Source organism: Nitrospirales bacterium, from assembly GCA_031315865.1.
Lineage (GTDB): Bacteria > Nitrospirota > Nitrospiria > Nitrospirales > UBA8639 > JAGQKC01.
Map to the genome: position 1 here is coordinate 3,151,023 of JALDRJ010000002.1, position 21,907 is coordinate 3,172,929.

Here is a 21,907-nt window from a genome sequence, read left to right on the forward strand (position 1 = left end):
CTTCTTATATGATGCTGGCTGACTTGGAAAATGTCGTGAAGACGTGTGTAACCCAATTTGCCTGACGATGCCGAAATTGAAGCCTTCAACAGTGAGAAAATCGCTACCGCCTTCCTCGGTCAAATTGACCATTCCACTGTTGCCACGGGTCGTAGAACGTCAAAGATTATTTCATCGGCTGAATCACACAGACAACCGTTCGATCATCTGGATCACAGGACCGCCGGGATCGGGCAAGACGACGTTGGCAGCGAGTTATTTAAACCAACAGCCACGTAAAGCCCTCTGGTACCAACTCGATGCCGGCGACCAGGACCCCGCTGTCTGGTTTGGATTCTTGCGCCAAGGGTTTTCTCGACTGGCTCCACGAAGCAAACGCCCCCCCCCGGCGTTGACTCCGGAATACTTTGCCAACCTCCCAGTATTTGCCCAACATTTTTTCGAGCAGTTCTACCGTAAACTCAAGACGCCGTTTCTCCTAGTCTTCGATAATTATCATGAACTGCCCCTGGACAGTTCATTCCATACGCTCGTGCTCAAAGCGATTGAGGGAATGCCTGCCCACGGCACGATGCTGATCATGAGCCGAAATGTCCCGCCACCCATGCTGGCCCGGGTGCAAGTGGAACAACGCATGGCACTGCTGGGCTTTACCGACTTGCAGTTGACCGACCCCGAGCTCAAAGACGTGGTGCATTTGCACCGGCCGGGCATGCCGCCGGACGAGATGGAGGGATGGGTACTGAGGTTACAGGAACATACACAGGGGTGGATGGGCGGGGTGATCTTGGCATTAGCGCAAGCTGGGGAGATCGGGAAGCGCGCCCCCGACACATCGGATACGTCGGTCTTATTTGACTACTTTGCGACAGAAGTGCTGCAGCAGCAATCCGCGCAAGAACAAGAGTGGCTCTTGACGTTGAGTGCGCTGCCGTCGATGACGCGGGGAATGGCAGCAGCGCTGACGGGGGCAGAGAAGGCGGGGGCGTTGCTGGAGCGGTTGGCTCGGCGGGGGTATTTTACCGAACGGCGCAAAGATGTGGAAGTGCAGTATCAGTTTCATCCACGGTTTCGGGAGTTTTTACGCGCATACGCACAAGAGCATTGGGAGGCGGAGAAGATACATGACCTGCAAGAGCAGGCCGCGACGCTACTCAAAGCCGAGGGGCGTAGGGAAGAAGCCATGGCGTTGTATGTGGAGAACCAGCAGTGGACAGAGTTCTTGAATATTTTGTTGCCTGCTGCACCGCAATACATGAACCAAGGTAAGGTGCAGACGCTCGCTGCTTGGCTCATGCAAATTCCCAAAGACATAGTAGCGGCCGCTCCCTGGTGTCAATATTGGCAGGCCACGTGTGTGATGACGACGAATCCTGATTCGAGTGTCCCCCTGTTTGAACGGGTGTTTCATCGGTTTGAAGCAGAAGGCGATCAGACTGGAATTCTCTTGGCTTGGTGTGGGATCGTGGATGCGATTCAACTGAGCTTTCAACAGTATTCGCGATTGGATGCCTGGATTGATTTTCTTGAAACCTATTTAGCGACACATCCGTCATATCCTTCAAAAGAGATTGAAAGACAGGTGGCAGCTTCTATGTATGGGGCGTTAGTCAAACATCGATTTAATTATTCGACGATCAATCAATGGGAGCAAAAAGTCTTAGACAATATTCGTCTATTCCCGGATCTCATGAGCCAGACACAGGCTGTGTGGACAGTCTATCAGTATCGGACCTGGAATGCAGACTATGCTCTCGTAGAGAGTTTACTACAGGAAATCAAAGACAAATTAGAAGATCAACCTCATCTTGTGGCTGCTTGTCTTTTGGTCAACGCGATGCGGGGTGATATCAGTTGGATGCAAAATGATGGACTGCGATGCCTTCGCATGTACGAAGATGGGCGTCATCTTTTTGGCAGGGGTTTGGTGCCTGACCTAGAGGTCTGGCCTTGGTGCTCGGGGATTGCGGGCTATATTTTTACTGGACAATTGTCTAAGGCACGTCAGGAATGTCAAACCTTGGTCTCTCAGTATCAACACGCTCCCGGAATGGGGGGCGCGTTTACGAACTATTTTGCGGCCTGGCTTGAGCGACTTGATGGGAATATTGCCAAGGCTATGACTCACATAGATTATGCTCTCGATATTCTCTCTAAGGTTCAGATGAACTTTATTCAGAGTTTTATGAGGGGTTTGAAAATACATTTATATATCGATCTTCAGGAGTGGGGTCATGTTACTGAAGAACAGCAGAAGTATAGAGCAGATGGTTTTATCTCGCATTTTTCGTGGTTAAGATATCTTGACCACATTATCGAAGCGAGGAAAATGCTACTCAAAGGGGAGAAAGAAAAGGGGTTAAAAGAACTACGACGCTTTCTTATGATCAGTAGAGAATATGGTTGTATCTTTTGGATTGGTATTATTCCGGAAGTCATGGCGTTTTTATGTAATCACGCTCTCAAAGAAGGTATCGAAGAAGCGCAGGCTAAGAAGATTATCGCGACGCTCAAATTGAGTCCGCCGTCAGAAGGCGTCTCATACAAATGGCCCTTTGCGGTGCTGATCACGACGTTGGGCAGTTTTGTTTTATTGGCGGAGCAAACGACGACAGAGCTTCTCAAGAAAACTCCCAAGCGACAGGTCCTCTTCCTGAAAGTCCTGCTGGCGTTAGGCGGCAAAGACGTCCCACAGGAGAAGATGGCCGACATTCTGTGGCCGGATTCTGATGGGGATCGAGCCTATCGCTCGTTCATCGTGACGCTCACGCGCGTGCGCAATATGCTGGGCCACAAAGATGCAATTTTGTTAGAGAGCGGACGAGTGAGCTTGAATCCGAATCGCTGTTGGATTGATATCCTGGCCTTTGAACAATTGGTGGCCCGCGCTGATACGACATGGCACGAGAAACAAGTTGATGAGAGTCTTCCGCTTTATGAGCAAGCCCGCGCGATGTATCGAGGGCCCTTTCTCCCGCAAGAAGATGACGAGCTCTGGGCGCAGTCAATGCGCGTTCGACTCGACAAGCGTTATCAGCACGTCATCGACCGGCTTCGAACTGGCTATGAACAAACAGGCGAGTGGAGCAAAGCCGTGGAAGTGCTAGAGCAGGCCAAACAGGTCGTGGAAGTTCGTAATGAATAAGCAAAAGGAAATTGGATAAAGTGGGAGGTGGCACGCATCATCAAAGTCATAAATCAGCTAGAGCGGTGAGGATTTTCGATTGCTCGGAGTTGAACCATGATCCAGATTAAGTTGCGTGAGAGTCTCCAAACACGCTTTTTTTAGTGGAGGTAAGTCGTTAGGCACGACTGCCCATATCGTATCGAGATTCACAACATCGTAGGAATGACGTATGTGATTACCAATTCCTCTAATAGAAGGCCAGGGAATGTCGGGAGCGAATTTCTGGGCATCATCCCCAAGTTTCACGGCAGCTTCTGAAAGGATCGCAATGGCTCGTTCTACAGCGAGTCGTGTTTTTAAATCGTTTTTTCAGTCGGATTTAGAAAGTCCTTGAGTAAACCGCTCAATGTAGCCAATGCTATCAAGGATATCCTGAAAACGCAGGGAAATCTTATTAGAAGGCAAGAATGGCCTCTCTTTCTACGACTTGCTTGAGACGGGGTTTTTCTATTGGTGAGCGAACCAAATCGACAGGGCACCCAAGAATTTCTTCAAGGCGGTGTTGAATGCTAACTATGGCAAAACCGATACTAGCAGTGGGTTGGAACTCAGCGAGAAGGTCAACATCCGATGTGGAAGCTTTGTCACCTCTAGCTACCGATCCAAATAGATAGAGATGGGAAATACCTAGGGATTCTAGTTCAGGTTTGTGGCTATTGAGTCGAGCAATGACATCCTCGCGGACCATAGTAAGAATTATAACGATGTATTCTAAAAAGTGAAACCAAAGCCACTCCTTCCCATCAAGCTCACGATTCCCACGCTGCCACGTGTGGTGGCCCGCGAGCGACTGTTTTATCACTTAGACGATGCGCAACATCGGTCAGTCATTTGGATCACGGGACCTCCAGGATCTGGAAAGACCACACTCGCTGCGAGTTACCTCAACCAGCAGAAACGTAAAGCCCTCTGGTACCAACTCGATGCCGGCGACCAGGACCCCGCTGTCTGGTTTGGGTTCTTGCGCCAAGGGTTTTCTCGACTGGCTCCACGAAGCAAACGCCCCCCCCGGCGTTGACTCCGGAATACTTTGCCAACCTCCCAGTATTTGCCCAACATTTTTTCGAGCAGTTCTACCGTAAACTCAAGACGCCGTTTCTCCTGGTCTTCGATAATTATCATGAACTGCCCCTGGACAGTTCACTCCATACGCTCGTGCTCAAAGCGATTGAGGGAATGCCTGCCCACGGCACGATGCTGATCATGAGCCGAAATGTCCCGCCACCCATGCTGGCCCGGGTGCAAGTGGAACAACGCATGAGGGTCGGCCGGGATTCTGACGAAATTGGCCAGAATAGATTCCCCCGGCTAAAGCCGGGGGAATCTATAGAACGACCTTTTAATGGGGGCAGGAGCCACGGGCGCTTAATACTCCCGTGTGACGCCGGATAATGAAAAACGTTTTAGGTAGATGATGAGTGATACAAGACACAGCCCAAGCAGGACCGGGGCATGTATTCCACTCTTACCTACTGCCCCGGTCCTGCTTGGACTGGAAAATGAAGAGCGGACATCATACTCTCTTGACTTTGACTCAATTAGAGAAAAGTCCATATAACCCAATACGCGTAGCACCCTTTTTTGAACAATTTTTCCCGTGATTCATAAACGATCGTTTGTGAATAAGCTGCATTCAAGTTATATGTCGTTTCAACCGATAACGGACAAAACCATTCCCTATAGTGGACCCCAAACTCCGTTCACAAAATTCAGTCATCGCAATTAACCTTTTAAAAAATGAGAGTTTATGCGACGATCATGCTTGTTTTTTATTTTTGGGCTAGCGGTACTATGGACACTGCCTACGTTTTCTCTCGCAGGCACACTTGATCCGCCAATGTCAGGGACATTATCTGATACTCAACGATTTGTCGTGGTGATGGATGGAATGGGTGTGCTAGACAACGAAACGGGATTAACATGGCAACTATCGCCAATTACGACAACAAAAAACTGGTCGGAAGCTCGAGTTCAATGCATTGTCAACACTGCCATTTCCAATCGAAGAGGATGGCGTTTACCAGCAATCAACGAACTTTCAAGTTTGCTGGATACGGCAAATACGAATCCAGCCCTTCCAACGGGTCATCCTTTTACCAATATCGTCAACGGCATTTATTGGTCTATAAGCACCAATCCAGATAATCCGGCTGAGGCTTGGTGGGCAAACCTCGGTACTGGGGCTGTATTACTCAGTCACAAATGGAATAACCAGTACCACACCATTTGTGTGAGAGGTGGGTCACCAGGACCAGTTGATTATTAGGCTTAGTTGCTAAGCAATAATGGAGTGCGAAGAACGCTAAGTTTTTCAAAAGAAGAACTTTGAGACTATCCAAACTTTAGAGAAAGAGCCTCTGGTCTATGTGGCCCAGGGGCTCTTTCTTGTGTGCCGAGCCTGTTTAACAGCGTAAGCATGGAACTCGATTTGCCATCATTTGCGTAAATGCTTTTAGTCTCCAAATACCCTCTGCAGAAAAGAGAAGCAGAAGGTCTCAAATATCGTCCTACCCTGACCATACAATCGGACAAGCTATATTTCTCTCTGCTTCAGTTCAATGCCTACCGCTAAAAGGTAATGAGCCATTGGATAGAATCCCGTATGAACAACTTCATCATTCATCGAAAATAGCAGACAGTGGTGAAAATAACTCGACATCAACTCATAAAGGGTTTCCGAGCTTTTGAGGTTGATATGTCCTTCAGCGGCAAAACGACTCGCATACCTACTTGCTGTTATATTTGGTGTTCCTAGGATACAAATAGAATGTTCAGACAGTGACGCAGAGAGATTTTCCATAAATTTATTCTCGTGCAAGAAAGGGATATGCTCAATCACGTCTAGGGAGTATGCTGCATCAAATTGTTGATTCATTGTAGCTGCTGTCATATCGTGAACGCTCAAAGTAATTCCACCTTGCTCTTCATCTTGAAGACGGTTCTTAGCATCTTCGAGCACAAGTGGTTCAAGATCGATCCCATGAATTTCTAATACGGTTTGTTTGACAACTGATATCCCAAAAGCATCACCACAGCCAATTTCAAGCACCTTTTTCCTTCCAGACAAGATTTTTGCACAGAACTTATATCTGGCAAGAAGAAATCCTAGGTGACGTGGATCATCACGCCACATATGACTTGTCCAGGGACCCATTTGAACTGGCCCTCTAGAATGATATGAGTCAATTTGGAATTGATTTGCCGGTTCTTTTGTTTCTAATTGAACACTTTTCAAGGTCATTTGCTTCTCCTTTTATTTTTAGTAAGAAAAATCATTCTACCGCATAATCTGTTGTGAGAAGAAGGCATTAGCCAAGAACCGATGGTTCAGCTTTTTGAGAGCTATTGTCAAATCTAGTGTCTGAGATTGGTTACGCGGCGACGGGTTCCGTTGTCGTGACTTCTCTCCCATCCCTAAATTGAATGCCCTTACTCACTTGGACCAAGTGTCTAAACCCTCGTAGGCGTCGCCAAGTCTTCTCGGCACACCGTCCCAGCTTGAACATCATGTGTAACATCCCAGCCCGCGTCAGACAGCTTTTGGTTCGCTTGGTCCGGTGCCGAATGGTGCCAAAGGTCGATTCAATGGGATTGGTCGTACGAAGACTTTGCCAGTGCGCCGCTGGAAATGCATAGTAAGGTGAGGAGTGCTTCGCGATCTTTCGCCAGACACATCGTGGCTTTCGGGTACTTGGCTTCATAAGTCTGCAGAAAGACGTCAAAGGCTCGATTGGCCGTCCCTTGGGTCTCGGCCTGCCAAATCTCATGCAACGCTTGCTTCGCTTGGGGCTGCACACTCTTCGGCAACGCATTGAGGACATTGCGAGTCTTGTGGACCCAACAGCGCTGGTGCCGCGTGCTCGGATAGACTTCCTCTAACGCGCCCCAGAATCCCATGGCGCCACCGCCAACAGCCGCTTCTCGCCTTGGCTCGTAACTCCGACCACCACTAACACACAGAGCCGATGCTGCTCAGCCCGGAGTCCACTGTAAAGGCCATCTGCCCAGATATACCCCCATTCCTCGTCATCGAGTTGCTGTTGGTGCCACGTCTGATACTCGGCCCCCCACGTCTGCTTGAGTCGTGCAACCGTACTGGCAGACAGGCCCGTGGCTTCCGGACCGACTAAGGCTTCTAAAGCCGTCTGCATCTCCCCGGTTGAAATGCCTTTCAAAGAGAGCCAGGGAATCGCGGCTTCGAACGTGGCTGTTTTCCGCACATACGGTGGCACTAATGCTGAGCGAAACGTAACTGGGGAACCCTCTCGACTCCGTACCTTCGGGACTTGAACCGGCACCGGCCCGAGGCTGCTTTGAATCGGCCGCTTCGGATGATGCCCATTGCCGACGACAATGGCTCGTCCCTGGGCATCCTGTTGCTCCGCATATTCAGCTAACAGTGTAGCCCGTTCCGCTTCCAACGCGTGGGCCAGCAGTTGTCGGGCTCCGGTCCGAAGTAACTCTGTTAACGTATCCCGATTCACTGGTGCTGCTGATGGTGTTTTGTTACCCTCTTGCATCGTGGCGTCTCTCCTTTCATGGTTGAGGTGTGGCTGTGTGGCAACACCCATTTCAACCCGAGACGCCGCGTCTTTTCAACTCATCCAAACACTACTTTCGAATATAACTCGCTTTTTGATTTATAGATGTTCTATGCCGGTGAAGGACATAACATGGCTTTAAGGATAGTATTGCACAGATTATTTTATTGTCCATTAAGAGCTAATAACGTTATTGATCAAAAACCTCCTCCCCCTTGGGGTTTAATTCTACAAATGTACGATATTGTCCGTTCTATGGCGTGACCTCTTCTTGCAAAGTAGTCGCGTTAGAGTTGGCAGGCTCGATCCACAACCTACTTTGAGTCGTTCTCTGTCCATCAGGATACTAACATCAAACCGACAGCTCCTGCGCACAAGGGAGGCTAGCAACGACGATAGTTCACACTACCGAAGAAACGTCGCCCGTGAATTCATGGGGATAACTGCCCGCTCCAGATCCAACGAATAATCACCAAATCGGTTAATGTGGTGGGTGCGGTACGGAGCCAACCCCGCGACCGTTTCTGCTGTGAGTGGGTAGCCTTCCGCACTCAACTCGCTCAAGACCTTGGTCATCGCATTGACGTTGTGGAGAATCACGAGGTTGGCCACTAAATGATTGTGCTTGATGATTTTGCGCTGCTCATACCGATCATTTTCAGCAATGACCCCTTCCCCACCAAAGAGTAACCACTGGGCGAACTGATTGAATTCTTCACTCTTGTTCGTGGCCGAATGTACCATTTGACGAATCTCAATATCACCGATATACGTGAGGAGAAATTCCGTACGCACGACTCGCCCAAGTTCTCGAAACGCAAAATAGAGTTTGTTTTTCCGACTCCGAGCTCCCAATCGGCGGAGTATGGCGGAGGGCGTAATTTTCCCGGCCTTGATGGAGCGCGCGATGCGAAACATATCTGGCAGATGCCGTTCGATCAAGGACCAGTCGATTGCTTCACTAAAAAGTACATCAATATGCGCGTACTGTGTGCCTCGGGCTGGTCGGTAGAACACCAGGTTTTTCGGTTTTCGAATTCTCGGCATGAGATGAATGCCTAACAGATAGGCGAGCCCGAAGACAGGTGTACTTTGAGCATGGGTATCGCCGTGCACGGTATCTGGCTGAATATCCGATTCGTTCTTCATCAACCCGTCCAGAATGTAAATGGCTTCATACACCCCACACGGAATAAAATGACTAAACAGGGCAATGTACATATCGGAAACATGATAATAGCCAATCCCGCCGTATCCTCCGTAACGAATATGATATTCCGAGAGCAGGTTTTGCTCATACACGTTCCACTTCGTGCCGTCTGCTGACACGCCCTTGCCAGAACCCCAGGACTTCGGTAAACGAAATTGATTATAGGCGTTGATCACACCTTCAATGGCTTTATCCAACCGTTCTTCAGTGACATGATAAAGATTCAGCTAGGCCACTTGCTTCCGACTCAGTTCTTTGACGGACCGCGCAGTTTGGACAGGGCCGAGATTACAGCCATAACAGAACAAGGTTGCGATGAAGCGTTTTCGCGGCTCATCAAGCTTGGAAGCAAAGCTGGTGATTGGTCCGAACTGCTGATGCAGATTCAACCAGCGTTCAGTCTCTGTCAACACATCAAGGATATTCTGTTCGGGCAGGCGTTCAGTGATCGTTTGGTCCAGCTTCTTCAGTGCTGCCGAGGGCGTGCGTGTTTCGGGTCTGCGGATAAGCAGTCCATCATCATCGATATCGACTGACTCGTTATCAGGAAATTGATGATCGATAGATGCGGCCGTGCTGGCGAATTGCTCATGAAGCTTCGCCACAAACAGCTCCGGGTCTGACGGCAGATCCAACAAGACACTGTACTCACCAATTTGTTCGTGGTAGTCGGACCAATCGAGCAGTTGTACACGGTAATCGCTGTATTCTTCGCTGTGGTTAATGAACAGGTCGCCAGTTTTTAATTCTATTGATACTTGGGAGAGGACACACAATTCAAAATATTTGCGATTGACCTCGACAATGGGCAGGGCCGTATTGGTACTGCCGGTCACGAGCTTGCGCCACTTCTCTGATAGCCAGTGCAGCGACAGATTCTCTGGTAACGGCAGCGTCGGTTTGCGACTGTGACGATGATGAAGCACCAATTGACAGGTCTGCACAATGGACCGGTCATTCGATGATGATTCCACATTCATCAACGTTAACGCATTGAGGAGCAACGAACGCTGAGCCTGGTACGAACCCAACATAAAGGGAAGGTAGTTGCCGCCGGCATATGCCATATGTTGATCACACTCGGCCACTAAATTCTCTGGGCTGTCCGCCAAGGCTCGACTGATGCCTGCCAGACGGTCACTATCGGATGACTCTGCGTTATACGCACACAGCACATTCCGAAACTGATCAATAAGATGATCCACTTTCGTGGCACGTTGCACATGGTACTGCTCCAGCCGTTGCCGAGCATTGTTGTGCAGGACAGCCATCTTTCGAGTCACAATCGTCACTACATCATCCATCGCGTGACGCAGCTGTGAATGAAAGAGCATCACCATCAGCGCATACCGTTTTTTTGGTTTCATCCTTTTCAAACTGGCGGCATCATAAGAGCGAGCTTCCCAGTTGAACTGTCGCCATTTCGCCGCGGGGATAGCACAAACATCGTGCAACCTCTCCACCCATCGATTTAACCAGATCAGTTGCTCAAGACAGCCTTGCATCTCTTTGTTGGTGGGTTTTTTCGGTTCCCGTTTCAACCGTTGCCAGCTACTTTCGGAGGCATCTGATTTCACGATGAGGAGCTGGTCCAGATGACTCTTTGTCTCAGTAGGTAACTGACGGGCTATGGTATCGTAGATAATGGTGTTGGTCTGGGCACGTGCGTGCCTTGCAGCTCGCTGTAATGTCGTGAATCCAGGTAATTCATAGCGACAGCGCACCAGTTCTTCGATCACCACATTGATAATGTCGGCCAGTTCCTGTCGTGTCTGTGCCGCCGCTGTGGCCGTTTGCGTCACGAACTCAGCACCGCCAGCATCAAAGGCTTTAAGCGCGAGCCGCGCTCGAACCACACTCCGTAATCGGTGACGAGCCCCAGATCGCTCAAGTTTTCGGAGTTGGGCCTTACTGACGCTCAACATGTGTGCATGCTTCGCAATGTGGGAGTGGATCATGGCCGGGACATCAGCACACTTGACGAAATAGCCTAGCCGTGGAACAGTCACCAACAGTATGAGCAACGCGAATTGTTCAGCTGGAGTTTTGCTATGCTCTCGGGCGAACTCCAGGGTCTCACCCGATGGCGTGTAGATTTCGTCTAGCTCAGTAGCCGTCAGATCCGATTTGAATCGAGGGTAGGCGGTTTCGTGCTTGGCGCTCATACGAATGTGTGTATGGCACTGTCCCGTTTATGACTCTAAATGGGAGAGCATAATACACGAGCACCTGAAAAAATGGGCTATTGAGAGGCTTCAGTTTTGTGTCACCAATGATCGAAAATGGGACAGTCACGCGCAAACCCTACCCCGATTGTCGGCCACGGGAGTGTTTGACGGAGCGAGAAGTCACCGAACTAATGGCTGTGGCGCGGAAGCGTGGTCGATATAGGCAGCGTGATACCACCATGATTTTGCTGGCTTATCGGCATGGATTACGAGCCTCCGAACTGTGCGCCTTACGCTGGGATCAAGTCAGTCTTGAGCAAGGGCTCCTTCATATTCATCGTGTCAAACAGGGTGTCCCGAGCGTACATCCGCTCCGTGGACCAGAGCTACGCGCCCTGCGGAAGTTGCAAAGTGAATCGGCGAAGTCGCCGTATCTCTTTGTGACCGAGCGTGGCGGCCCCATGACCACATCTGGGTTTCGAAAGCTGATCGCGCGAATTGGGGCACTCTCAACAATGAGTTTTCCCGTTCACCCACATATGCTGCGTCACGCGTGTGGCTATAAGCTGGCCAATGATGGTCATGACACACAAGCTATTCAACATTATTTGGGTCACAAGAACATTCAACACACCGTCAAATATACGGAATTATCGGCTGAACGGTTCACCTCATTCTGGCGAGACTAAGTCTGAGGCCTCGGTTTGGCCAATTCCGTCAGAATCCAGACCGACCCTCGCATGGCGCTGCTGGGCTTTACCGACTTGCAGCTGACCGACCCCGAGCTCAAAGACGTGGTGCATTTGCACCGGCCGGGCATGCTGCCGGACGAGATGGAGGGATGGGTACTGAGGTTACAGGAACATACACAGGGGTGGATGGGCGGGGTGATCTTGGCATTAGCGCAAGCTGGGGAGATCGGGAAGCGCGCCCCCGACACATCGGATACGTCGGTCTTATTTGACTACTTTGCGACAGAAGTGCTGCAGCAGCAATCCGCGCAAGAACAAGAGTGGCTCTTGACGTTGAGTGCGCTGCCGTCGATGACGCGGGGAATGGCAGCAGCGCTGACGGGGGCAGAGAAGGCGGGGGCGTTGCTGGAGCGGTTGGCTCGGCGGGGGTATTTTACCGAACGGCGCAAAGATGTGGAAGTGCAGTATCAGTTTCATCCACGGTTTCGGGAGTTTTTACGCGCATACGCACAAGAGCATTGGGAGGCGGAGAAGATACATGACCTGCAAGAGCAGGCCGCGACGCTACTCAAAGCCGAGGGGCGTAGGGAAGAAGCCATGGCGTTGTATGTGGAGAACCAGCAGTGGACAGAGTTCTTGAATATTTTGTTGCCTGCTGCACCGCAATACATGAACCAAGGTAAGGTGCAGACGCTCGCTGCTTGGCTCATGCAAATTCCCAAAGACATAGTAGCGGCCGCTCCCTGGTGTCAATATTGGCAGGCCACGTGTGTGATGACGACGAATCCTGATTCGAGTGTCCCCCTGTTTGAACGGGTGTTTCATCGGTTTGAAGCAGAAGGCGATCAGACTGGAATTCTCTTGGCTTGGTGTGGGATCGTGGACGCGATTCAACTGAGCTTTCGACAGTATTCGCGGTTGGATGCCTGGGTGAAAACTCTGGAAGACTTTCAAGATGCTCATAAAGAATATCCATCACAAGAAATAGAAATAAGAGTCAAAGCTACTCTCTTCAGTGCATTAGTGAGCCGCTTCGGGGTTCTTATCAAGGGTGACGATACCAGCCCTGAATTTTTGAAACTAACAAAAGAAATCGAAGAATTCCTTCATCAAATTCCGGACATCACAATACGCACCCAATTAGCCTGGCATCTATGGAAGTTTTATACTTGGAAAGGTGATTTAGTAGCAGCCCGATCTGTCTTAGCAAATTTGTCCCTTCCCATACGATGTTATCCACAAGCCACAGTTGCTCATCTCATTTTTCATGGCATGGCAGGTTTTCAGGGATGGCTGGACCATGATGTGCAGACATGCTTAGCACACTACCAAGAAGGCGTGAAATATTTTGATAAAGGGCAGTCCCCCGTTCTTGACGCTTGGGTATTAGAACAAGGCGTTTGTGGGTATGTGTTGAATCAAGAACTTTTAAAGGCAATGACTATCTGTGACCTCATGCTGAAAAAATTTCAGGACGATGGAGGTGTCGGGGAAATCCATGCTCGTATTCATACCGCTTGGTTAGCAAGCCTCTCCGGACATTCAGATCAGGCTATTTCTCAAAAAGAGCGCATTCTTGATCTTGTTGTGAACTTTGAATTTCCATTTATGGAAGGACATTACAGAATCTGCCTCGTATTTTTTCTGATTCATCAAAAAGATTTCATTCAGGCTAATGAAGAATTCCAAATAGTGAAGTCTCAGACTCGATTGATGAAAGTGCAGGCGCTCGACTATCAGGTTGCTATTGCAGAAGCCAAACTTGCTTATGTGCAGGGGAAGGCACAACACGGACGTCAAGCAATTGCCGCAGCATTATCGATAAGCCGAACTACAGGATTCATGTTTTTGAAGGGAGTGATTCCAGACATGCTCGCATGGCTCTGCAATCAGGCTCTGGAAGCCGGGATCGAAGAAGCGCAGGCTAAGAAGATTATCGCGACGCTCAAATTGAGTCCGCCGTCAGAAGGCGTCTCATACAAATGGCCCTTTGCCGTTCGGATGACGACATTAGGAAATTTTGTCTTGAGCACAGAACAGGCTGAAAAAGGGCCTATTAAGAAAATCCCCAAGCGACAAGTGCTTTTCCTGAAAGTCCTGCTGGCGTTAGGCGGCAAAGATGTTCCTCAGGAAAAGATGGCCAATATTCTGTGGCCGGATGCCGATGGCGATCGAGCCTATCGCTCGTTCATCGTGACGCTCACGCGCGTGCGCAATATGCTGGGCCACAAAGATGCAATTTTGTTAGAGAGCGGACGAGTGAGCTTGAATCCGAATCGCTGTTGGATTGATATCCTGGCCTTTGAACAATTGGTGGCCCGCGCTGATACGACATGGCACGAGAAACAAGTTGATGAGAGTCTTCCGCTTTATGAACAAGCCCGCGTGATGTATCGAGGGCCTTTTCTCCCGCAAGAAGATGACGAGCTCTGGACGCAGTCAATGCGCGTTCGGCTCGACAAGCGTTATCAGCACGTCATCGACCAGCTTCGAACTGGCTATGAACAAACAGGCGAGTGGAGCAAAGCCGTGGAAGTGCTAGAGCAGACTCAGTATGTTGATGCCCCACCTATTCTCTAGGAGCTCTTGCGATAGGTTTTCCACTCTGTAGTTCTTATGTCATAGCCCTGTGCCCCTGCCTGTGATGCCGGTGTGACCCCAAATTTACACTCCACTGGCGCATTTCGCCTCAACACCATTTTCAACAGCTTTTCTTCCTCATAGGCTTTGCCGCAAATTTCTGTGCGCTATCGATTTTCTTTATGTTTTCCACACCTTCTGTTGGGTTTTTTCTCTCTCAGTTAAAAGTAATAAAAAAAAACCGCTATTCCCTTATTTTTTCTGGCTTTTGTGACCTGTTTGTGACTTGGGAATTGGTATAGAAATAACTAAAGAGTCGAAAGACTTCATCATTTTGATTAGAAAGGAGTCACGATGAAGCACATGCACATTTTATTACTATTGCTCGTGTTGATCTTGAGTGGAACATCAGCAGGTTGGGCCTTGAATGAAGGCGAGCTTTGTACACTCAAGGGCATAGGAACGGTCCCGCCTGGAGATTTTTACTACGGGGACGTGGTGCAGTTTACGGATCACTCAATTGTTGGCACATGGATACACCGGCTGCCGACCGGCGAACGGATCGTGGGCGAGCCAGACTTTATGTTCTGCCGACCGAATGGCTCACGGCTGATCGATCTTGCAGGGCCGGCGACATTCAATGGAGAGAATGGTTACTCCTTCATCTTGGCGGTTCACGATCGTGGATGGAATCAGGGCTTTGGCATCACGCATACACTGACCGCGAGTCGAACGCCTTCCCCATCGACTTCGGAGGACGGTGTCTTACCATTTGAACGCCCGTTAGTCCGTATTCCAGAGTCCATACAGATCGTGGACGGCACAATCTCCGATGGGTGGGCCCACCTGTCCTTTGATCGGTTATCGAGCCATGATCGGGTGACCTGCCGCTATCGAACAAACGGGACAATCTTCGAACTAAAAAAGTGTACAGGCGAGAAATTGGATTCTCCACCTGTGGAGGCCAATTGTATCGTTCAGGCCGTTGATTTGAGGTTGCATCTTCAAGAGATCAAGCCCAACGTCCCGGCCACGATTCAAGTGGATCTTCAAGTCACCCCTAATTATGCAGTCGACACCTATCAGTTGCTGCTCTTTGATCCAACTGGGGGACAAATCTATACAGTATATGATGACCAGGACACGGGAGACTTGAACGGGGAATTCTAGCAGAGGCAGATAAAGCATGTTGAGACAGGCATTTAATAATCACAACATTCGCCCATACACACAAGAAGAGGACATAACAGGGGTGGATCTGTTTTATGTACATAAACATTTTCAGCGGATACATCCTGGGGCTGTTTATAGTATCGCCATGTTTTGCTGATTCGAGGCTTTTACTTGTCAGCTCAACAAGGGATAGTGCAGACAACATGATGGATGCAGCATGAGGAGGGAATGATATGTATCAGCGCATAAACCGCGTTACGTATTGGCTCTTAGTTTTCATTGTATGTGGACTGAGTGGTGCATCATTTTCGTTAACGCATGCCCAACAGCGGGATGTCGAAATTCGACTGCATTCGCTGCAGATTCATGATGACTGTGACAATATTTCTGAAGGGGATTGGTTTGTGGATTTACGGACCGCTCAAAGCGGAGCGTTGCAGGATGAGGTGGTGGCGGTATTCCCTAATCTCGTGGATGCCGCTGATGTCGATACAGGGGAGACCGTATCAATTAATCGATCGGTGACCCTACCCCGCGTTCCTGTCTCGAATGACATCGAAGTTGTTGTGAATGCCGTGGACTGTGACGCGGGTCCTGCTTCCCTTTCTGGGTATTTTCTCATCCCGTTCTTTCCGTTCATCCCAGAAGGGTTTGCCAATTTTGAAAGCGACGCGATTGTGGCACGACAAACGTCGTTTGATTGTGATGGGGAGGAAGAGGTTCTGGAAATCTCAAGCGATCATGATGCGGTAGGGTCCGTAGTCTTGCGTCTAACTCCTTCGCAATGGACCACAAACAGGATATTGACAGCACGTCCGTTAAGTTCCACGCAATGTTTTGATGGTCGATTAGACCTCCCCGGCATCGGAATTATCTCTGAACCAGGCGGTTCTAAAGCGTATACGGCCAGTATCGAAATCATTCCAGGGGAGTTAATCGTTGATGGTAGCCTCATCGGTCCAGTGCTTGACTTACTTGCCACTGGTCTCGGATGTTGCTGACCTAGATGGCAATGGCCAATCGATCATTGGTTGTACTGGGCCATCATCAATACTAACTCGTAACCAGGAGGTTTATGATGAAAACCTTAATGATAGTGATGATGCTGGCGAGTCTGTGTATTCTACCGAATTTGGCATCTGCCGATGGTGAAGCTGAGGTGCGTGAAATTCAGCTCCTTGAGAATGCGAATCCTGCGTCTCTGAGGGTCAAGGTGCGATGGACAGGAAAAGCTGGGAATGCCGCGGAGGCTGGAAGGGAATTATGGATCGAAGTGAGGAAAGCGCAACATGGTGATCAAGGGCTGGCCAGAATGCAGTCGTTGCTCACATCTGCCTTACTCAGTGGAAAAACTATCTATGTAGATCAACAAAATGGTCGTCCTCAAATCGCTAATGGGTTCAAGCTCTTTGCCCAGCGGCAATAAGGATTAGGTGCGAAATCCGAAGAATGATTTCGTGTTTTCAGTCAAAAATTCGAGACGGGCAGGGTTGTGGTCGAACGCTATTCAGTTATGCCAAGCGCGTTGATCACAGGGAGAAAAGTCAAAGATCAAAGAACCGTATTATTTTGGCGCTCTCGGGTTCAGTATAGGTGAGCGAGGGGATTTATCATGTTTCCCTCCTTTGTAAGCAACGGTTGCATCCTGCGGGATGCTGCAAGCAATAGTTAGGGGGTAGAGACGTCAAGTTTTCATTGATCATCTTATTTATCAGGAGGGTGCACCCATGGATAGAAAACACTTCATTGTTTTTTTCTTTGTTTTGATTTTTCTCGGATTCGTGGGAGTCGTGTATGGGGTTGATCAACTTAAAATGACGAATACCGGTAGTAAGAATGGTTCCTACAAGGAACTCCGCTCACAAGCTCAGAAAGCGCGTAAAGCCTATCCGGAGCTGTTCCAATACTTAGAAGAGCGTGAACTCGCTATCCAGAATTCGCTCTTGGCCTTAAACAGCAAGAAGCCGAATCCTAATGCCTGGCCTATAGGGAAGATTCCAGTGCTTCCCTGGATTGAACTCATGGCTCCTCAGTCAGAAGGTCAATGTCAACAGATCCTTCAACGTACAGACCTCTCAACGGACTTTAAGGAACGACTGTATCAGATTTGCAAAAGGGGAATTTACCGTACCAACCCTTCCTTCACCTGGAGTCGGTAGTGGGTAAATCGACAGGTTGTTGCTCAACGCTTTATACGTGAAAGAAAGGCTGATCTTTATGAGTCGAGTTACAAGATTTATCGTTCTTCCACTGTTGAGTGTGTGTTTGATGATCGTGTTTCCGCTCGGATCTCGAGCGCATGATCGAAACACGATTGAAGGTGTGGTCGTTGATCAAGCCAATCAGCCTGTCGCCAATATTTGGGTGAGGCTGTACCGCGGAGAGAAGGAAATTGGTAACGATACAACCAGGGCAGATGGGAGTTATTCGATTGAATTCGATCGGGGAGATAGTCTTTCCGCTGTGCGGTTTGATGACGTTCGGACTGATGCGCTTGACCGCTATCATCCAAGTCTGACCTCGAACTTATCGGGAAAAACAGACCAAAAGGTGAACAAGGTGATGCCAGGCAAAGTAGGCAGGGCATTAGGTCCTTGGCAAGATTTAGAACTCGTCTCGACCTATGAACGCTTACACGTCCTGGATCAGACGGAGTCTCTTGAGGGTATGCGTGCTGAGCTCCCCAAACGGTATGCCGTCAATCTTGGCATGTGGAAGCCGACCGGTCTGGCGATGAAACGACTGGCCCAGGTTCGGGGGCTATATACAAACCATTGATGGTTTTCAAGTATGTGGGGGAGGATCCGTGATGACTAGAGCAACCATAAGTGAGACAGAACAAATAAGAATACTTGAAGATTGGTCGCTAGTGTTGAGGAGAGACCGTAGTGAATCTGAGGCCTCCGTATCGGAAATGCCATTGTTGCTTAATCTTTCTTAATTAAATATGAGGAAGCTTTACATGTGTAGCAACTCGATAACTAGCAATCGAGGTGCTAGAACTCGTTAACGGAAGAAAGCTATCTAATGCGCTGCTCACATTCATCAAACGGCATCAGGCGATTGCATTGCTAAGGAGTGATGTTATGTGCAAAGTCAAAAGATTATTGGTTTTCATTGGACTGTTGGCCGTCCTATCGAGTTCAGGATTTGCTCAAGCAGAATGCTTAGGACTCGGACTGCCGGCCCCACAACGAACCAATGTTTGTGAAACGTTGCTTGAGGAACTTGTTGTTCACAAGACAGAAGTGTTTTGTGATCTTAGTTTGATAGAGCGCTTTGCCTTACCAGATTGTAATCTACCAGTTGTTTGTCAAGCTGATCCAACTTGCAAAGCTGTTCGAGAGATTAAACTTGTTGGATCCCATATATTAAATGCTGGAGAACTCTATTGCGATTTTAGAGATGTACAGCCAGAGAAATTGATAGAAAATATTGCGCAAGATCGTTTCACAGATTTAGTGAAGCTTACCACTGGTGGTACATCGAGTATTCTCTTTACAGTGAGCGCGGCCCATATCGATACGCTTGAGTGTGGTGCCAAAGCCCTGACTCCTGAATTAAAGGATGTTATTCAACACCTTGTTGATGGAACGTCGTTGTCGAGGGACAGGCATTTTTACTCTATTGATCTCGATCGTGTGAAGATCATTCAACGCTCTGTCCTTCTTGGAGATCTTTACCTACGAGAAGGGTTCGATGGCATTACCCTTGATTCGTTGGTCATCGTTCAAGATGCCCATCATCAAATCTTAACGGGTTGGACTCATACATGGGATGACGTCCGCTTTGGGCATCTTAGTGCAAAAGAGGAAGAATCACTCATACTTATGATTCATAAGCTTGTTCACTACAGACAAATGGGCCGCGAACAATTCGTCAATCGTTATTTGGCTGAAGCAATCCAAAAGGGTTATGCAAATATTAGTACTGAAGAGGAAGCCTAGAATTTTGGGGAATTGGCACATAGTGAGTACGATCGTCAAAGGGGATTATTCGTTAGCAGCTTCATGCCAGTGTTGGGTCCTTGATGTGTCAGGTTCGATCGCGTCCCCAATTTTGCTGCCAGATGATGTATCTACTTCACGCAAAAGAATAAGAACGTTCGTAGAGGGTTTATGTTGTAGATTCGTTAGTTTTATCTGGTTTGGCAAGGGTAATAGAGATTCTGTTCCAACAATTTCTTATCTCATTAAAACAAAGGAGCGCTTTATGCTTACAAAAAAAATGATCGTCTTGCTCGGTATTACTTTTTTCTGTACTGCTTTCTATTTTCACCCACTTCATGCTGAAACATTTAGTGGCTATGCGAAGGTCCAAATCATCACGATCGACAAAAGTCAGGCCCCCAAGACGGATATAGGCATTCAAGCCAAATTCACTGGCAAAGGTGGTCCTATGAGGGCTGATGAGGAAAAGTTGCTCATAGTTCGTGAATCGGACTTCGGCCCTTCAGGAGTGAATCGAATTCAATCATTAGCCTTGGCTGCGCTCCTTGCAGGAAAAACCTTGTGGGTTGATTTTGATTTGCGGAATCGAGACTCACCGAAAGGCCATCTTTTAAGGTTAGATATAAGGCCATAAGATTGAAGGCACCAAAGAAAAGTGTTGATTGAAGATGGAGGTCTGCTTAGGGAGGATCACATCGTAGGATTTCAGTCAAAATGAGACCTTCTTTCTACGGCAAGATAAGTCATACGATCCTGCTATCTCACAACATGTTTTACCTTATATGAGACATAGCACATTCACAAGGAGAGATACATGATTGACCGTCGAAAATTCAGGACAATTCTTTTACTTGTTCTGTTCGTTGGGTTTTACCTCGGTTGTCTGCTTCAGACTCCTGTTTCTGCTAAGACGACTGTTGTCGTTCAGAACAATACCACGAAATCCCTGGAATTGAACACGACTAGTGAATTGGGAAGTGAATACTGGAAAAGAAAGTCAACATATGTACTACCTGGGGAGCGTGCAGAAATCTACAAAACTAACAGAGATGACGGTGTAACGGATAATCATACCTACCATTTTACGACCGAGGTCATCGTCAAGAATCCGAAAACGAAGGACACGATCAGACAGTTTCCTGAAAACTTCGCGCTCCGCCTCAAGCTTCACGGCAGTACAATTGGTAGCCACATGTGGCAGTCAGTTAGAGATCAGGCAAATGAGCAACACGATTGGCATGATGACCGTAAGAAGTGGAATGCGAGCATGAACATTGGCGACCATCAATGGAACGTCAAATACTGGGCTTATTTTACCGGTGGAGACGACAATGTGGAGTACGTCTTTCAAGAGGAATATCCCTTGCCGACAAACGTACCGGAAAAATTGTCGGATGAGTGGAATCGGTCGCACCTAAATATTCTGACGTATAACATTTACATGAGACCTAGGTCGGCGCGAGGAGCATTTCGTTTAAATGGACAGATGATTCGAGCCAAGATGATTCCAGATAAGATCCCTGGCTATGACATGATTGTTTTTCAGGAAGCCTTTGATGGGGGAGTTCGCACAGAATTACTTGATCGTCTCAAAAAGAGTTACCCCTATCAATCAAGAGTCTTAGGAAGTCAACGAGGCCTGGAGTGGAATGGTGGGGTGGTGACTGTCAGTAAATGGCCTCTTGTTTCCCAAAAGCAGCAATTATTTAAAGATGTATGCTCAGGTAATGATTGCGGGGCTGATAAAGGAGTTCTTTATGTGAAGATAAACAAAGTGAGTAAAGAAAATGAAAATAATTTCTTTCATATTTTCGGGACTCACTTAAACGCTGGAGACTGGAAAATTCAAAAGCAACAACTTCAAATCATCAGAAATTTTCTTGATGCTCAACAAATTCCCCAAACGGAGCCTGTTCTCTTCGCCGGAGATATGAATATACGGAAAGACACCGATGAGTACAAAGAGATGCTTGCTATCCTCGGAGCTGACTACTTGCCTGAGAAGCAATTGAGGGGACATTCCTATACTGATGATGGTGTCATTAATAAATTGAATGAAGGCTCTCGAACCTATGTTGACTACGTGTTGTATTCAACGAGCCATATGAAACCGGATGAGTCATCTTTCGCGGAAGTTCGTATGCTTCGATCAAATGACGAATGGAAGGAATTTCCCCATGAAAAGGCGATGTGGGATTTATCAGACCATTTTCCAGTCTATGCCAGTTATCATTTTGATGCCTGGAATCCTTCCTTTTACGTTCCTTTATTTGCAGGGCCACTATTGTGAGCAGGGCTGAAGTGTCATCATTGGAATGTTGGGCAATCTCCAGAAGGAGGGAGAACTATGTCGAAGTCTTCGTTTGCATGTCACCTCGTTTTAGGTTTCACTGTTTCTCTCTTTCC

General features: G+C 48.3%; 15 protein-coding genes and 2 pseudogenes. 14 read left to right on the forward strand and 3 right to left on the reverse strand.

The window, feature by feature from the left end:
- Positions 1 to 76 precede the first annotated feature (76 nt).
- The 4 genes from MRJ96_14395 to MRJ96_14410 all read left to right on the forward strand — a co-directional run bounded on the left by MRJ96_14395 (position 77) and on the right by MRJ96_14410 (position 5,453).
- Complete coding sequence (locus MRJ96_14395; protein MDR4502632.1) at positions 77 to 3,145, forward strand: hypothetical protein; 3,069 nt, start codon at positions 77 to 79, stop codon at positions 3,143 to 3,145.
- Positions 3,146 to 3,905: 760 nt separating this feature from the next.
- The gene (locus MRJ96_14400; GenBank protein MDR4502633.1) at positions 3,906 to 4,205 is read left to right on the forward strand and encodes an AAA family ATPase; all 300 of its coding nucleotides are present in this window, start codon (positions 3,906 to 3,908) and stop codon (positions 4,203 to 4,205) included.
- The gene (locus MRJ96_14405; GenBank protein MDR4502634.1) at positions 4,202 to 4,579 is read left to right on the forward strand and encodes a hypothetical protein; all 378 of its coding nucleotides are present in this window, start codon (positions 4,202 to 4,204) and stop codon (positions 4,577 to 4,579) included. Before MRJ96_14400 ends, MRJ96_14405 begins: the two co-directional genes overlap by 4 nt.
- A gap of 355 nt (positions 4,580 to 4,934) precedes the next feature.
- Positions 4,935 to 5,453 (forward strand): DUF1566 domain-containing protein, encoded by a 519-nt coding sequence (locus MRJ96_14410; protein ID MDR4502635.1) that lies wholly within the window; start codon positions 4,935 to 4,937, stop codon positions 5,451 to 5,453.
- Positions 5,454 to 5,720: 267 nt separating this feature from the next.
- On the opposite strand, the gene MRJ96_14415 is transcribed toward MRJ96_14410, so the two are convergent.
- The 3 genes and pseudogenes from MRJ96_14415 to MRJ96_14425 all read right to left on the reverse strand — a co-directional run bounded on the left by MRJ96_14415 (position 5,721) and on the right by MRJ96_14425 (position 11,103).
- Positions 5,721 to 6,428 (reverse strand): class I SAM-dependent methyltransferase, encoded by a 708-nt coding sequence (locus MRJ96_14415; GenBank protein ID MDR4502636.1) that lies wholly within the window; start codon positions 6,426 to 6,428, stop codon positions 5,721 to 5,723.
- Between the two features lie 130 nt (positions 6,429 to 6,558).
- Positions 6,559 to 7,707, reverse strand: a pseudogene (locus MRJ96_14420) (transposase).
- A gap of 426 nt (positions 7,708 to 8,133) precedes the next feature.
- Positions 8,134 to 11,103 (reverse strand): annotated as a pseudogene (locus MRJ96_14425) (Tn3 family transposase).
- Between the two features lie 107 nt (positions 11,104 to 11,210).
- Here MRJ96_14425 and MRJ96_14430 point away from each other — a divergent pair.
- The 10 genes from MRJ96_14430 (at position 11,211) to MRJ96_14475 (ending at position 21,791) form a co-directional block, all read left to right on the forward strand.
- Positions 11,211 to 11,795, forward strand: coding sequence for a tyrosine-type recombinase/integrase (locus tag MRJ96_14430; protein ID MDR4502637.1), 585 nt, complete (start codon positions 11,211 to 11,213; stop codon positions 11,793 to 11,795).
- Between the two features lie 15 nt (positions 11,796 to 11,810).
- Positions 11,811 to 14,378 carry a hypothetical protein gene (locus MRJ96_14435; GenBank protein ID MDR4502638.1) on the forward strand — a complete coding sequence of 856 codons (2,568 nt, stop codon included), beginning with the start codon at positions 11,811 to 11,813 and terminating at the stop codon, positions 14,376 to 14,378.
- A 354-nt stretch (positions 14,379 to 14,732) separates the two neighbouring features.
- Positions 14,733 to 15,548 carry a hypothetical protein gene (locus tag MRJ96_14440; protein MDR4502639.1) on the forward strand — a complete coding sequence of 272 codons (816 nt, stop codon included), beginning with the start codon at positions 14,733 to 14,735 and terminating at the stop codon, positions 15,546 to 15,548.
- Between the two features lie 236 nt (positions 15,549 to 15,784).
- Positions 15,785 to 16,552 (forward strand): hypothetical protein, encoded by a 768-nt coding sequence (locus MRJ96_14445; GenBank protein MDR4502640.1) that lies wholly within the window; start codon positions 15,785 to 15,787, stop codon positions 16,550 to 16,552.
- A 74-nt stretch (positions 16,553 to 16,626) separates the two neighbouring features.
- A complete protein-coding gene (locus tag MRJ96_14450) occupies positions 16,627 to 16,977 on the forward strand; it encodes a hypothetical protein (GenBank protein ID MDR4502641.1) in 351 nt (116 codons plus the stop codon).
- Between the two features lie 301 nt (positions 16,978 to 17,278).
- Complete coding sequence (locus MRJ96_14455) at positions 17,279 to 17,710, forward strand: hypothetical protein (protein MDR4502642.1); 432 nt, start codon at positions 17,279 to 17,281, stop codon at positions 17,708 to 17,710.
- Positions 17,711 to 17,768: 58 nt separating this feature from the next.
- Positions 17,769 to 18,329: a carboxypeptidase-like regulatory domain-containing protein gene (locus MRJ96_14460; GenBank protein MDR4502643.1), complete on the forward strand. Its 561-nt coding sequence runs from the start codon at positions 17,769 to 17,771 to the stop codon at positions 18,327 to 18,329.
- A 308-nt stretch (positions 18,330 to 18,637) separates the two neighbouring features.
- On the forward strand, positions 18,638 to 19,498 hold the full coding sequence (locus MRJ96_14465; GenBank protein ID MDR4502644.1) for a hypothetical protein: 861 nt from the start codon (positions 18,638 to 18,640) through the stop codon (positions 19,496 to 19,498).
- 22 nt (positions 19,499 to 19,520) lie between these two features.
- Positions 19,521 to 20,135 (forward strand): hypothetical protein, encoded by a 615-nt coding sequence (locus MRJ96_14470; protein MDR4502645.1) that lies wholly within the window; start codon positions 19,521 to 19,523, stop codon positions 20,133 to 20,135.
- A 336-nt stretch (positions 20,136 to 20,471) separates the two neighbouring features.
- The gene (locus MRJ96_14475) at positions 20,472 to 21,791 is read left to right on the forward strand and encodes a sphingomyelin phosphodiesterase (protein MDR4502646.1); all 1,320 of its coding nucleotides are present in this window, start codon (positions 20,472 to 20,474) and stop codon (positions 21,789 to 21,791) included.
- The last annotated feature ends 116 nt before the right edge of the window (positions 21,792 to 21,907 follow it).

Excerpts from the sequence above, each read along its gene's own strand:
- MRJ96_14410 (MDR4502635.1), top strand. The coding sequence starts at position 4,935 with ATGCGACGATCATGCTTGTTTTTTATTTTTGGGCTAGCGGTACTATGG.
- MRJ96_14415 (MDR4502636.1), bottom strand. The coding sequence starts at position 6,428 with ATGACCTTGAAAAGTGTTCAATTAGAAACAAAAGAACCGGCAAATCAA.
- MRJ96_14430 (MDR4502637.1), top strand. The coding sequence starts at position 11,211 with ATGATCGAAAATGGGACAGTCACGCGCAAACCCTACCCCGATTGTCGG.
- MRJ96_14440 (MDR4502639.1), top strand. The coding sequence starts at position 14,733 with ATGAAGCACATGCACATTTTATTACTATTGCTCGTGTTGATCTTGAGT.
- MRJ96_14445 (MDR4502640.1), top strand. The coding sequence starts at position 15,785 with ATGTATCAGCGCATAAACCGCGTTACGTATTGGCTCTTAGTTTTCATT.
- MRJ96_14450 (MDR4502641.1), top strand. The coding sequence starts at position 16,627 with ATGATGAAAACCTTAATGATAGTGATGATGCTGGCGAGTCTGTGTATT.
- MRJ96_14455 (MDR4502642.1), top strand. The coding sequence starts at position 17,279 with ATGGATAGAAAACACTTCATTGTTTTTTTCTTTGTTTTGATTTTTCTC.
- MRJ96_14460 (MDR4502643.1), top strand. The coding sequence starts at position 17,769 with ATGAGTCGAGTTACAAGATTTATCGTTCTTCCACTGTTGAGTGTGTGT.
- MRJ96_14465 (MDR4502644.1), top strand. The coding sequence starts at position 18,638 with ATGTGCAAAGTCAAAAGATTATTGGTTTTCATTGGACTGTTGGCCGTC.